Consider the following 14,173-nt stretch of genomic DNA (forward strand, 5'->3'; position numbering starts at 1 on the left):
TAATATATAATAATAATGTTATCTAAAGAGTCGGAAGGATAAAACATTTCCGACATTATTCTACCATGTTTTGGTGAATATACCCAAAGGTTTGCACTTAATTTACGAGAAAATCAAAACTTTCTAAAAAATCAGCTATTATGAAATAGCAAAAAAAGAGAATTGATTATATAACCAACTCTCCTTTCTGATTAATTCCAAATTGAATCATGCTGGATTCACATACCCATTCATAGCCAATTTTTTGATAAATTGAATTTAAAGTTGGATTTGATAAATCCGTATATAAACTGCAAAATAAATAGTTTTCAAGAAGTTGTTTCGAAAAAGTGTGAACGGCCGAGCTCGCATACCCCTTCCCTCTCTCTTCATCGGGAGTATAAACCAGCGAGACTACAATTCCATTTTGCGTTGGCCGAGCCCACTTCACCATCGATACCGGTCTGTTCTGATCAATCCATAAATGTAAGGACTTCTCCTTGATATAATCATTTGCCCTTGCCTGACAATCTTCGTAAGTGAGATTATCAACCGTATATTTAGTGAACTCCTTAATCCAATCAGCTACTAAGGGAGCATCTTCATGGCCTGCCATACGTAAATACCCTTTTGTGATTTGAACAGAATTCAGTTTTGTCAGTTTATAGATTCCCTGTTCCACGCCAATAGAGCCCTCAATTCCCGTTACACACTTCCATTCATCAGCAAATAAATGCGCTAATTGCTTTTCGCCTGTTATCCCTGGAAACATGAACCCTTCTTCAACAAATTTATTTACAGCAAAGGAAATAGCTTCTTTTTGGTTTGGATCGCCTGCAATAAGCAGATTATGTGGATGAGTTCGTAAAAAAATCAGGACAGTCTGATCCTTTACCTCCACTGTACACATGAAAAGTTTTATAGTATCTGATGGATTTTGGATCAATTTATTCACCAATCCCAGGATGACATTATGCTTCACTTCTTCCTTTAAAAGAATAGGTTCGACTTTGTCCTTAAAAGGTTTAATCGTGTCATAGAATACGATATTCATTTTGGCTCATCCTCCTTGTCTCTATTATCCTTCTAATCTATATATTTCAAAACAATTTAATTTAAAATCTTGTGAGTTTACATAATATTTTTATAACTAACTACTATTGTATAACAAAAACAGCAACCCCTATAGAGGATTGCTGCTTAATTTATAGTAGACTGTGTGCTGCAAATTAGTTTATGTCTAATATTCCATTCTGTGGAAGCTCGATTATAAAATGAGTTCCTTCAGGTGAGCTTTTAGAAATTGTAATATTCCCCAAATGCTCTATGATTGTTTTCTTAACAAATGGTAATCCCAATCCCATTCCCCGCTTGTCTATTGAGATAAATGGGTCAAATACACTTTCCCAGTTAGCTGGAGGGATTCCCTTGCCTGTATCAATAAAATGAATAATAATATGTTCATTTTCCAATTCGGTCTTAATCAATATTTTCTTATCATCTCTATCTTCAGGCATAGCCTCCACGCTGTTCTTGATTAAGTTGATAAAGACTTGCCCCAAATTGGTTTTATTAATATAGGCATTCAAAGGTACGTAATTGTTAACCAATTCAATATCCACCTGATTTGTACGCAACATTTCAGAAGACATGTTAATGGAATCCAGAATAACCTCTATTAAATTTTCCTTTTTCAGTACTAGATTGGATGACTTCATATAATCCTTATAATTATTGGTCAGTTTACCTAAATGTTCAGATGACTTTTGAATCATATCTAGTGTTTTCTTATCTGACTCTGTTAAGTCATTGCTCAGACTAAGAAGATTCGAAAAACTCTTGATAATTTGATTGGTATTCTTCACTTCATGAATTAAACTTCCCGCTAAATTCCCGGTATAATCCAGCTTTTTTTGTCTTTCCAGCAGTTGATAATGACTATCTTTTAGACTCGTGTTCAGTTTAACAAAGAAATGCACCATAAAAACAGAGAATACGATTACCCCGATGCTGCTTGTTATGGCACCTGTCCCTGGTGAAAGGTTTAAATATCCCGATAAGATTAGCCAAATAGAGGCTAAACAGAAAGCATTTAAGAATTTTCTGAAACTCGTGTTAGATATATTTCTCGAAACTAAATAGACAAGAATTAGAAAGATGATAAAACCAATCATATGTAAAATGAATATCCATCCTAAAGACCCATACACTGGGTAATAAAAACTGGATGAGAAACTGGTCTTTACGGTTAACCCACTAATCCCTAATTCCGTTAGATTGATTATATACACCACTCCGCTTAAAATAATAAAAAAGATGAGTGACTTCTTATCAAGTAATAACCTCGATACCTTTGCTAACCAAGGAGTATCTGTTAACATTGTTGGCTGATCCTTTATAATCAAATATGCTACATAGAGAACAATCGGCACTCCAAAAGTTGGCCCTAAACGCAGCAATTTAAATAATACAAGAATGGTACTCTCAGAAAGAATATCTGAAAAATAAAGAACCCCAACATCAATTTGCCAAATTGAAACAAAGAGCATGTATAAAACGATACCCATTGTTAATCTTGATTCATTATACATACTTTTTATAACGAATGAAACAACCAAAGGGATCAACCCAATAGTACATATTAATAATCCGATAATCATTTATTTTTGCACTCCATTGCTGTATGATCAGGTCTATATTTTTTAATATAAGCACATGCATTATTCCCGCCATGTCCATGATTGGTAACAGCTACTTCATTGACCTCCTGATAAATCGTTTCGGTAACAATATTCATATCTTCATAGCCTTTTTTAGTTGTTCTTATTGTTGGAGGAATAAAATCATGTTCCACACTTAATAATGAAGATATCACTTGCAAGATACCAATGGCGGCTAGAGGGTTTCCATACATACTTTTTATCGAGCTGTATGGTGTTTGATGATTAAATAATTCCCTTGAGCACTTTTCTTCTATCCGATCATTCTGCTGGATCCCAAGTGCCTGGCTGTTGATATAATCTGGATTGCGGCCACTCGTGACATCTTTTAATGCATTAATCATCTGTTCTCCTGATTCATCCGAATCAAATATATAAGCTCCATCATTATTCGAGATAATATCAACAATTTCTCCTTTAATATGAGCTCCTCGCTTAATGGCATCATCTTCTCTCTCTAAAACAATCACACCAGAAGCTTCAGAAGCAGCAAACCCTTTACTATCTTCATGAAATGGAACAGCTCCTACATCCATTGCTTGATTCAAAGGTAATATTCTTGTTTTAGAAAAAGCATAAGTCATTAGTTTACCAATCGGACTCTCTGTTCCACCTACTATAGCCACATCTATTTTACCGGCTTTTAAATAGAGCAAAGCCTCTTCAATTGCTTCCAAACTGGAAGTGCAGCCAGTGCTTATTGTTTTTGTCACACCTTTTACTCCTAAAAAGTATGCGATAGATGAGGTCATACTGTGATAATTGACATAGTGAGAAAACGTAATAGGCATTTTTCTATAATCATCATTGTTCGCATGTACAACTGCGTCCAGAGAATATTGATCTACGGAGGATCCAAGTGAAGTTCCAAAGAAAACCCCTACTTTTTTACCTGCTAAATCCACCCCTGCTGATTCCAATGCCTCTCGCCCGGCCACGATTCCCAATTTAGAAACTTTGGGTAACCGATTAATTCTCCTATCTTTCTCTAACTCTTCTAATCCATTATGTATTAGACCAACTATATTGGACTCTCCTTTATACCCTTCTCCATCTATTACTTCCAGTGTGTTCACACCATGCTGTAAATTATATAAAAATTCGTCGGTATTCCTTGTATTCGGGGCTATTGTCCCGTAGCCACTAACTACTATTTTCATGTAATTTTCCGCCTTAGTTGAGAATATTTACCTAAAAAAATTATAGCAGATAATATTTCAGAATGACTATAGGAAAAAACTATTAAAAATATATTTAAATAATCTAAATAGTTTAAATAAATCATTAATACTACTTTATAAAATAATCAAAAGCGTATGTTGATACCACATGTCGTTGAGCTTTTAGTTTGGGAGATAAAGTAACTTTAATTTCAGATGTTCACAGTACCTGAAACTCTAGTGAGATTTCGGATTTCTTTCATTAAATAAGATCACAATTGGTGTATAGCAATGCTCGTATTGTGGAATCACATTACCGCCATAATAAAAGAATGCTCTAAAATATCCTTTAATACATATTCTTTATCTGTCAGATTTCCTTGCTAACATCTAGTCAATATTATAGAAAGCAGTTATGAGCTAACCAACTGGGGACAAATTTCGAGTAATAGGAATGGATTGAATATAAAAAAAGCTGCATTCAGGTAAATTCGGAATACAGCTTAATCTTAGCTAAAGTATCAACTACTTATTAACACTTGCAATCCTCTTCTAAAACCTTCATTCATTAAAGTGATTTAGAAGAATACTTTAATACTTGCTAGGATCGTAAGCAAACCTACAACAATGACGAATACGTTGCTCAATTTCCCTCTGTATTTAGCTAGTACTGGTACTTTGCGGATTGCATACATTGGTAATACACATAAGATAGCAGCAACTAGAGGTCCGCTGAGTGTATCAATTAATCCTAGAATACTTGGATTTGTATAAGCAACAAACCAACATGTTAATACCACAAATACTAGAATTGCAGTTTTAATTGTTTTTTCTTTAATACTTTTTCCGCGTGCTTTTCCTGATGCCACAATCATGTCACGCATTACTTCGTAAGCTCCTACATAATGACCAAGGAAGGACTTTGTGATGGCCACGAATGCAATAATAGGCGCTGCAATAGCAATTATTGGTGAACCAAGTTCATTCGCAAGATAAGATAGGATTGATAAATTCTGTTGCTTTGCCATGGCAAGATCACTTGGAGTTAAGCTCAAGACACTGCTCCAAACGAAGAACATGACAACAGAGAATGTCATAATATAACATACTTTTTGTATTTGGGCACATTTCGCGTCAGTCGCATCTTTTCCATAAGTTGCCCGCTGTTTCATTACAAATGACGATACAATAGGAGAATGGTTAAACGAGAATACTATAATTGGTAATATCAACAGTATAATTCCAAAATATCCGGATCCTGATGAAGCAGTAGAAACACTTGCAGAACTAAAAATCGATGTATTCCACTGTGGAATTAAAGATACTGCGATAAATAACAGAGAAGCTATAAATGGATAAACTAGCATGCTCATCACTTTTACAGTTATATCTTGTCCAAAATTTAGTATGACGATAAGACCGAGAATTAATACAAGTGATAAAATGGCTCTTGGCGGCTCGTTCATATGCAATTGATTTACCATAAAACTACTTGCTGTATTTGTAAGTGCAACTGAATACATCAGCACGATCGTATAAATAGAGAAGAAATAAACTATGTTAAAGGCTATACTTGCCTTATTTCCAAAATACTCCCTTATCGTACCGGTAATTCCCTCATCAGCAGAATCTGAAGCAGCTATCATTTTAGCAAGTGCCCTATGCGAGTAGTACATTACCGGAAAGGCTAGTATAGTAATTAACAATAATGATATTAATCCGCCTGATCCTGCATTAATAGGTAAAAAGAGTACACCCGCTCCAATTGCTGTTCCAAAAAGGCTCAAAGCCCAGGTTGTATCTTGTTTATGCCATTTCTTCGCATCTGGAAAATTCTCTTGTATTACTGAATGATCTTCAACTGGTAATTCGAGTTTTTTTGCTGTATTTCCATGCATAATAAGGTTCCTCCTTATATATACCCTAGCTTTCTGCTAAGGCTTATAAATATGGATATTTTTTTAAAATTAAATTACTTATAAGATTCGGACAATAGAGATTATTAAATTACAACGCTAGCACTGAGAAATTTGTTTATCTACCATTCTAGTGTATTTGTTGGCGTTTGCAAAATATTGTATTTGTATAGGTATAAATCCCTTTATTTCTATATTTGTCTTCTCTTCTTACTTTTCTCCAAAAATTTTATGTTTAATGGCAATACCTGTTGGTGTAGCTGCCACTCCTCCTAAACCTGTCTCTCTTAACTCGCGCGGCATTTGTCTACCTATTTTATACATAGCTTCAACTACTTCGTCGGCACTAATGATATTATCTACGCCGGCTAATGCCATGTCCGCTGCAACTAAGGCATTGGCCGTTCCAATAGCGTTTCTCTTTACACAAGGAACCTCTACCAATCCAGCGACTGGATCACATACTAAACCAAGCAAATTTTGAAGGGCAGTTGAGAAGGCTTCCGATGATTGCTGCGGTGTTCCACCGGCAACTTCTACTGCAGCTGCTGCTGCCATTGCCGAGGCACTGCCTACTTCAGCTTGACATCCTCCAAACGCTCCAGCAATACAAGCATTATTGGCTACTATCATTCCAAATAAAGCAGAAGTGAATAGAAAATGCACCATATCTTCGTGACTTAACTGCAACGTATCTTTAATACCGAATAGGACCCCAGGAACTGTTCCACTCGCGCCTGCTGTTGGAGTTGCACAAATCGCCCCTAACGAAGCATTTACTTCATTAACACCAATTGCATGCTGGACCCCAAATACCATCATATCTCCAGAAAGAGTTTTTCCACGTTCGCGATATTTTTTGATTTTAACAGCATCGCCACCAGTTAAACCGGTCGGAGAAAATACCCCGTCTCCCTCAATACTTTTATTTATGGCATTTTCCATAGTGAGTAGATTTTTTTCCATCTTGCTCCAAACTTCATCATAGGTAGATTTAGTTTGTTGGATTTCCTGCTCAATGGCTAATTCATAAATGGGTTTTTGCCTTTTATTAGCTGCATCTACGATTTCTTTTATGGTCATGTACATAAACTTTTCACCTCCCTAGGATATTAAAGAATAATAATAGTAGCTGTATTGCTAAGTTCCTTCAATTTCTGCTGAACATCGTTACGTAACTGAGAGTCCAATGTAAATGCAAAGAGGTGTTTTCCATCTTCTTTTAAACTGGTAAAACTATTAATATCCACATCATTTTCTTTAAGGATCCTGCGTAACCCAAATTCAAGGTCATCTTTTTCAGAAATCGCTAGTATAACTGGTAATGGTCCTTCAAGATTCAATCTAAACCCGTCCATTTCAATCTGTTTGACCTCAATCATACCGCCGCCGACCGAAATTCCCATCGTTCTAATACTTCTATTTTCATCCTCCAAATAGACATCTACAGTATTGGGATGACCGGCAGGACTATCAATCACTTCTTCAATAAAAACAATCTTAATTCCCTTAGATTCTGCTATTTTAATAGCATCAGGCACTCTGCTATCATCAGCGGCAAATCCTAATATACCAGCAACAATGGCAAAATCAGTTCCATGACCTTTATGAGTTTCAGCAAATGATTCATAGTACCGGACCAAAACTTTTTTTGGAAGACCTTGAAATAATTTATTGGCAACTGCTCCAATAGCTAAGGCACCTGCTGTGTGCGAACTCGAGGGCCCTATCATTACCGGACCTATTACATCAAAACAACTTTTATAATTAATAATCTTTTTTTCTTTAACGGGTGCTACATTAATACTCATATAAAATTCCCCCACCCCATTAAATTACTTGATCTTTAAAATTGATCTTGCACTGTAAACTTTCAATAGATGAACATGGCTTGTACCAGTGAGCTTAATAGAGTTTTAACTCCGCTTTAATTGAAAAGGTTTTCATTACTAACCAATAAAATCGAATCGTATTTATCTCGAATACTAACTAACATTGCCATCATTTCTTTTGCAACTTAATGCCTTCAAAACATAATTAACAGCAATTCCTAGTTGTTCCATAAATCCGATTCCAGATACACCACCTTTAGCAAAATTTAGAAAGCATAAGGTTAAAAACGGTACCGCAACTGCTCTAAAAAATCCTTATAAAGTGTTTCAAGCTGACCTTGGAAATCTATTAATTAATTTCCAATAATTTATTACAGTAGTTATTATTTACTACTCGCTCAAAGTATCACATAATTGGTTTAATATGTCAATACGATTTAATAAAAACTTATTTTTGTAAAAATTTATTATTAGAAAGCCTTTACAATCTGCTATAATTATTGGTAGATTATGTTTCAATTGGTTCTATTATCTAAGGGTTGCTTAATAACATTGATAATCCCCAACCTTCCCTAACCACTGAGCAAGCGCATAAATACAGGTGCAAAAATGAAGACTTGCATGTAGGTTTTAACTTACAATGCTTGTAGTTAAATTGGTAACTATTCTTTGATCTCGATGTTCCATTAAAAAGAGTTTCCTAAAAGGAGGAAAACCTAATTGGATAAAGATCTATTTCGACATTATCAAACTATAATGAATTATTTTGGTGAAATTTTAGGACCTAATTATGAATTTGTATTACATATTTTAAATCCTAATGGAGGTTCTCATATCGGTCATATTGTCAATGCTGACTTGAGCGAAAGGTCCTTAAATAGCCCATTGACTAACTATGCAAAAAAGTTAATCAACGATAAGGTTTATTTAGACAATGATTATGTTGTTGGATATGTTGGGGAAGGACCGCGGGGTAAAAAATTTCGTTCATCCACTTTGTTTATAAAAGATCATGAAGGTCAATTACAGGGACTTTTATGTATAAATTTTGATGCAGACGTTTATCGAAAAGTCGCCAAGGATATATTAAGTTTAGCCAATCTAAGCTTTGATATTAAACATATTGAAATGAAAACTGAACAAGAGAAACCTGTAGAAAAGCTTCAAGATAATGTAAGTAATATCATTTATACAGTAATAGATAGAGATATCCTCGAATCTGGAGCCCAATTATCACCTGACCAAAAGAAGCTTGCTATTTCAAAATTAAAAGAGTATGGGATATTTGATATGAAAGGCACAATAAGTGAAGTGGCAGATATAATGGGAATGTCCGAGTCCAGTGTTTATCGTTACCTTCAAATGGTATCACGAAGCAAAAAAGCAGTACCGGTATAATAAAGTGCATGTCAATTAAGCTGGAGAGTCCGAGGAAAGACTAGATATCTCGCAGACTTCCCAGCTTATTCTTCATTCAGTATCCCTCTATACCTCACAAAGTCCTACAGGTTGTCATCCTACAGAAAAATATACATCCCGAAACCTACCAAGAATGCTTGATTTCTTAAAAGAAGTAACTCATTCATTCATCGAAGCTCTGAGGATACCCCATTTAACACAATATAACACTTAGATAACAGTCCGACTGTATGGGTTCTATTATGAACCATATACTTGTTTGTACTATACTAATAAAGAACCCTATACCGAAGGAGGAGACCTCAACATGAACGAAGTAATGCAAACCTTATTATCTCACCGCTCCATCCGATCTTATAAAAACAAACCAGTCGAGGATGTACAACTGGAACAAATCATTAAAGCTGTCCAATCTGCCCCAAGCTGGATAAATGGACAACAGGTTTCCATTATTGCTGTTAAAGATTCTGAAAGGAAAAAGAAGTTTGCAGAGCTATGCGGCGGGCAGAAGCATATTGAAGAGGCCCCTGTATTCCTCGTATTCTGCTCAGACTTTTATAGAGCATATGTATCCAGTAAAATCGAAAAAACACCATTTGCTGTCTCAGAAAATATTGATACATTATTGGTCGGTGCTACAGATGTTGGGATTGCTCTTGAAGCAGCCATTACTGCAGCCGAATCATTAGGCCTTGGTACAGTCTGCATTGGCGGTATACGCAGAAATTTAGATAAAGTCATAAAGGAACTCAACCTTCCTCCATTTGTTTTACCCATTTCAGGTTTATGTATCGGCTATCCTGCAGAGGATCCCGGCTTAAAACCACGCCTGCCAGTTAAAGCGGTCTATCATAGCGAAACCTATCAGCATGATATAAAAGACGAAATCGAATCATATAATCAAACATTTTCAGATTACCTATCAGAACGTTCCCAGGGTACACAGACTGGGACATGGACTAAAGCAGTAGCCAGCTTTTATAGTAAAACCTATTATCAGGGCGTTGATGAAGCAATTAATCAACAAATGCAGATTCCGAAAAAAATAGATGTTAAAGATAAAGGAAGAGAAGCCTAAACGCTCCTCTTCCTTTTTTTCACTTTGTATCTCCCAAATCTCTTGATGATCCCTTCACCTTGCCTTGATTGCTTTAGTAATAAAAATCGATAGAAATATCCTCACATTATTCTAGGACTTAATACTCCTTATTTCACTATAAAGAAGATTAATATGCCCTAAAAGTTATATTAGATGAGTAATTTCAAATTCCGTGGTAAAATATCTATTAATTCTCGGAATTTGGAATATAAGGATAAATATAATAGTTTAGTGTCAGAATTTATGGCTGAGAGCTAGGAGGAATCATATGAACTTAACGAAGAAGATAATCTATGCACTGATACTTGGTGCCCTTGTAGGTCTTTCCCTAAATATTTTCTCCCCATCTTTATTTGAAACATTCAACAAATTTCTTTTCGATCCTTTAGGTACCATCTTTATCAATCTGATTAAATTGTTAGTAGTCCCAATAGTATTGTTTTCTATTATTTTAGGTGTAGCTGGCCTGGGAGATCCTAAAAAATTAGGATCCATCGGTTTTAAAACCGTTTTCTACTTCCTATGTACTACAGCCATAGCCATTATATTGGCTATCGTTCTTGCTATGGTAATTTCACCGGGAACCAAAGGTGAATTTGATACAGAAAATGCAACTTTTGAGGCTGAAGAAGCCCCTTCAATCGGAGAAACGTTCCTTAACATTATTCCTGATAATCCAATCATGGCTATGGCCGAAGGTGATATGCTCCAAATCATTTTCATGGCTGCTTTAATTGGATTTGCATTAACTGTTTTAGGAAAAAAGACAGAAGGAATTGTAAAATTGGTTGAACAAGGTAATGAATTGGTTATGTTTCTTGTAACCTGGGTTATGAAATTAGCTCCTTATGGAACGTTTGGTCTTATTGCATCAGCAATTGGAGAACAAGGCTACAGTGCAATGAAAGCGATGGCATTATATATGATAGTCGTTGTAATCGCGCTAATCCTTCATACTCTACTGGTATATGGAGGAACCATTTTCTTCATGGCACGTAAAAGTCCAATATGGTTCTTTAAAGGCTTTGCACCGGCCATGACAGTAGGATTCAGTACTTCCAGCAGTAATGCAACTTTACCTCTATCCATGGAAGCGGCACAGGACAATTTAGGAGTTAAAAAAGAAATATCAAGCTTTGTTCAGCCTCTGGGTGCGACAATCAACATGGACGGAACAGCCATTATGCAGGGTGTTGCCACCATCTTTATCGCTCAAGTCTATGGTGTAGATTTATCCTTCACTGCCTTAGTTACAGTCGTGATAACGGCAGTTCTTGCCAGTATCGGCACAGCAGGCGTACCTGGTGTAGGTCTAATTATGCTTGCAATGGTTCTAAGCTCAGTTAATTTACCTGTAGAAGGTATTGGGCTAATCCTTGGAATCGACCGTATTCTTGACATGGCACGAACATCTGTCAATATTACAGGTGATGCAGCTTGTGCTGTCATGATCAACGAACAAGAAAAAAGAAAAGAAAGCGCTGCATAGTCATAAACTCTAGTATTCTATTCTATTTTTATAATCCTTATATCCACTGCATCTTTATTGATAGAGATCTTATCGATAAAGATGCAGTTTTCTTATTATTGTTTTATTTATAATAATAGTTATATTCAATTCAAAAAAGAGCAGGTAAAATCCCAAAACAGGAGATTTATCTGCTCTTTTAGTCAGAGTTTAAGGTCTATAAATTTACTATACATTTAAAAATAAACAACTATAATGGTTGTGTTTGGTAAAGCATTTCCTTTATACCCTTATCAGTTTTAAGCTTTTAGTGTAACTGTGCAGTTTCCTTGCAAATTTTACTCCCTACTTTCACAGTTACAGCAATACAACTGGAATTCATAGTTTACGAACTACTATTAAGAATAATCCATATCCTAAGCTAGGTGGAATTAATCATTAAAAAGTAGGAATCCGCCCATTGGTCCGGTAATTCCAACAATTAATTTAGTTTCCTTATCTACATAAAAAGTGTAGTCATAACCGCCTTCTCCAAATTTAAAGTAGGAATATAAAGTTCTTTTCCCTGAATCCCTCTTACTAGAACTCTCCGGTAATTTATCCAACAAATCATCTTCTGTCATTCCTACAGTTAAACCTTTCACAAAAAATACTTGTGATTCTACTTCTGCACCTTTAATTTTAGTAATGACATCCTCATCTTTTACGCTTAAATGCACCCCAGGATTGTCACTCATAGCACCGTCAGCAGTAACATGACATTCAACTAACGGAATTGATTCACTTGTTTCCTCATAAGTAGGATTAACAGGCTCAAGAAATAATTCAAATTCATTTTTGGAAACCTTGATTAGTGGTGAGAACCCAAAACTATCGTCAATCCAAACCTCTTCAATTGATTTATCACTTTCCTGTGTCTTACTTTCCATATAGACAACATTAAATCCAGCATCAATAAAATCCTGAACAATTGTATCTTCCGTCCATATGAAGTCAAAAATTTGGATGGCTTTAGTACCTAAATCAGCATTTAGAATTTCTTTATCTGCCTCATGGAGTGCAATTTTTTCTAAACCGCTCACTTCTTTATTTACTTTTCCGTCTTTTAAGTTAACCTCTAATTCCCCTTGATCAGCCGTATAAGATACATCTGCTACAAGTTTATCTCCATTACTAATATTTTGTTCCTTATTTAACTTTATTTCTATATTCTCTTCAAGTGAAGAAAATAAAAGTTTTCCATCAATACTGAGTAATTTTTCTTCAAAACGAGATGAATCGAAATTAGCATTTGCTGTTGCTTCACCATCATAACCACTTACTTCAATTGTTACATATTCGGTTAAATCAATTTTTTCCTTTGAACTGCAACCCGATATTCCTATGAAAGTAATTAAAATAAATAATAATGCCAAGCCTTTCTTCATTTTAATCTCCACCTTCCGGAATATTAATTTTATATTGATATATTAATAATACCCAGTTTGAATTTACTTAAATATATACACATCTAAATTAAATTATTTTTATATATCAGATTGATACTTAATATACATAAAACAAAACACCCACATTCAATAGTGGGTGTTCATAGTATCTCTTTATGTATGCTTTATTATTGAGCAGTGTATCCTCCGTCTACGACAATTTCCGCTCCTGTCATAAAAGTGTTTTCAATAGCGAATATGATTGCATGTGCAATCTCCTCAGGTTTACCCAAACGTTCAAGTCCTTTTGATAGCGGATGAAGTGATTTTAACATTTCGATTCCTTCTGCTCCTGCAACATCCTCATTTACCATACCTGTAATAACATAGCCAGGATGGACACTATTTACTCGAATGTTAAAAGGAGCAAATTCTAAGGCCATTGATTTTGTCATTAATCTTACTGCACCTTTACTAGCGTTGTAGAAACAAGCACCGGCTCAACCTACTAAGCCAAGAATTGAAGAAACGTTAATAACCGCCCCACCCATGCCTTGTGCAACCATCTGTCGAATCGCTTCACGGCTGCAATAAAATACACCATTTTGATTAACCCCTATGTATTTTTCGTATTCATCAGTTGGAAGATCTAGTGTAGAACCTCCTCCTCCTATACCTGCATTGGCAATCATAATGTCAAGGTGTCCATATTTTTCAACCACGTGTGACACCATATCCTTTACTTGATTTTCGTCTGATACATCTACTTTCAAAAATTCAACGTTTAACTCTTTGGCAGTTTGATTTCCCAACTCCTCGTTGAAGTCTGCAATAACAGGGATTCCACCTTTGTTGAGAATAGCTTTTACCGCTTCTTTACCAATTCCGTTTGCCCCTCCAGTTACAATAGCTACTTTACCTTTGATTTCAAACATACTAACTTCTCTCCCTTTTTCTTATTTAAATACTTTCTAAAGAAAGATTATTTGACCATTTATTATCCACAAATAGTAGAAATATTGCTTGATTTTTTGATCCCTGCATATAAACTTCACAATAGTAGACTTCAAGATAACTAAAAAGGGGCACAAACGCTTGGTGCTAATCTCCGTTTGTACCCCATTATATTGAAATTTACTATTCATATGGACTT

General features: G+C 35.3%; 10 protein-coding genes and 1 pseudogene. 3 read left to right on the forward strand and 8 right to left on the reverse strand.

Translation table 11 applies throughout. The annotated features are described in order from the left end of the window. Positions 1 to 166: 166 nt before the first annotated feature. The 6 genes from AC4G3N_RS01800 to sdaAB all read right to left on the reverse strand — a co-directional run bounded on the left by AC4G3N_RS01800 (position 167) and on the right by sdaAB (position 7,586). The gene (locus AC4G3N_RS01800) at positions 167 to 1,033 is read right to left on the reverse strand and encodes a GNAT family N-acetyltransferase (RefSeq protein WP_148629801.1); all 867 of its coding nucleotides are present in this window, start codon (positions 1,031 to 1,033) and stop codon (positions 167 to 169) included. A gap of 175 nt (positions 1,034 to 1,208) precedes the next feature. Further along, the gene (locus AC4G3N_RS01805; RefSeq protein WP_491089624.1) at positions 1,209 to 2,639 is read right to left on the reverse strand and encodes a sensor histidine kinase; all 1,431 of its coding nucleotides are present in this window, start codon (positions 2,637 to 2,639) and stop codon (positions 1,209 to 1,211) included. Then, positions 2,636 to 3,859: a beta-ketoacyl-[acyl-carrier-protein] synthase family protein gene (locus tag AC4G3N_RS01810; RefSeq protein WP_491089625.1), complete on the reverse strand. Its 1,224-nt coding sequence runs from the start codon at positions 3,857 to 3,859 to the stop codon at positions 2,636 to 2,638. Before AC4G3N_RS01810 ends, AC4G3N_RS01805 begins: the two co-directional genes overlap by 4 nt. 578 nt (positions 3,860 to 4,437) lie before the next feature. Beyond that, positions 4,438 to 5,757 (reverse strand): amino acid permease, encoded by a 1,320-nt coding sequence (locus tag AC4G3N_RS01815; RefSeq protein WP_066107018.1) that lies wholly within the window; start codon positions 5,755 to 5,757, stop codon positions 4,438 to 4,440. A gap of 228 nt (positions 5,758 to 5,985) precedes the next feature. Continuing rightward, entirely contained in the window at positions 5,986 to 6,864 is an 879-nt protein-coding gene (gene sdaAA / locus AC4G3N_RS01820) for an L-serine ammonia-lyase, iron-sulfur-dependent, subunit alpha (protein WP_139891823.1), read from the reverse strand. A 23-nt stretch (positions 6,865 to 6,887) separates the two neighbouring features. Beyond that, positions 6,888 to 7,586 (reverse strand): L-serine ammonia-lyase, iron-sulfur-dependent subunit beta, encoded by a 699-nt coding sequence (sdaAB, locus tag AC4G3N_RS01825; RefSeq protein ID WP_139891822.1) that lies wholly within the window; start codon positions 7,584 to 7,586, stop codon positions 6,888 to 6,890. A 741-nt stretch (positions 7,587 to 8,327) separates the two neighbouring features. Here sdaAB and AC4G3N_RS01830 point away from each other — a divergent pair. The 3 genes from AC4G3N_RS01830 (at position 8,328) to AC4G3N_RS01840 (ending at position 11,614) form a co-directional block, all read left to right on the forward strand. Then, positions 8,328 to 9,005, forward strand: a complete 678-nt coding sequence (locus AC4G3N_RS01830; RefSeq protein ID WP_148629805.1) for a helix-turn-helix transcriptional regulator — start codon at positions 8,328 to 8,330, stop codon at positions 9,003 to 9,005. A 328-nt stretch (positions 9,006 to 9,333) separates the two neighbouring features. Beyond that, a complete protein-coding gene (locus tag AC4G3N_RS01835; protein WP_139891820.1) occupies positions 9,334 to 10,104 on the forward strand; it encodes an NADPH-dependent oxidoreductase in 771 nt (256 codons plus the stop codon). A 289-nt stretch (positions 10,105 to 10,393) separates the two neighbouring features. Continuing rightward, entirely contained in the window at positions 10,394 to 11,614 is a 1,221-nt protein-coding gene (locus tag AC4G3N_RS01840) for a dicarboxylate/amino acid:cation symporter (protein WP_148629807.1), read from the forward strand. Positions 11,615 to 12,024: 410 nt separating this feature from the next. On the opposite strand, the gene AC4G3N_RS01845 is transcribed toward AC4G3N_RS01840, so the two are convergent. Next, complete coding sequence (locus AC4G3N_RS01845; protein WP_139891818.1) at positions 12,025 to 13,020, reverse strand: hypothetical protein; 996 nt, start codon at positions 13,018 to 13,020, stop codon at positions 12,025 to 12,027. Positions 13,021 to 13,208: 188 nt separating this feature from the next. Next, a pseudogene (locus AC4G3N_RS01850) lies at positions 13,209 to 13,955 on the reverse strand (SDR family NAD(P)-dependent oxidoreductase). Positions 13,956 to 14,173: the final 218 nt, after the last annotated feature.

It is taken from the genome of Bacillus sp. z50 (genome assembly GCF_058313585.1).

Excerpts from the sequence above, each read along its gene's own strand:
- AC4G3N_RS01810 (WP_491089625.1), bottom strand. The coding sequence starts at position 3,859 with ATGAAAATAGTAGTTAGTGGCTACGGGACAATAGCCCCGAATACAAGG.
- AC4G3N_RS01800 (WP_148629801.1), bottom strand. The coding sequence starts at position 1,033 with ATGAATATCGTATTCTATGACACGATTAAACCTTTTAAGGACAAAGTC.
- sdaAB (WP_139891822.1), bottom strand. The coding sequence starts at position 7,586 with ATGAGTATTAATGTAGCACCCGTTAAAGAAAAAAAGATTATTAATTAT.
- AC4G3N_RS01835 (WP_139891820.1), top strand. The coding sequence starts at position 9,334 with ATGAACGAAGTAATGCAAACCTTATTATCTCACCGCTCCATCCGATCT.
- AC4G3N_RS01815 (WP_066107018.1), bottom strand. The coding sequence starts at position 5,757 with ATGCATGGAAATACAGCAAAAAAACTCGAATTACCAGTTGAAGATCAT.
- AC4G3N_RS01805 (WP_491089624.1), bottom strand. The coding sequence starts at position 2,639 with ATGATTATCGGATTATTAATATGTACTATTGGGTTGATCCCTTTGGTT.
- AC4G3N_RS01840 (WP_148629807.1), top strand. The coding sequence starts at position 10,394 with ATGAACTTAACGAAGAAGATAATCTATGCACTGATACTTGGTGCCCTT.
- AC4G3N_RS01845 (WP_139891818.1), bottom strand. The coding sequence starts at position 13,020 with ATGAAGAAAGGCTTGGCATTATTATTTATTTTAATTACTTTCATAGGA.
- sdaAA (WP_139891823.1), bottom strand. The coding sequence starts at position 6,864 with ATGTACATGACCATAAAAGAAATCGTAGATGCAGCTAATAAAAGGCAA.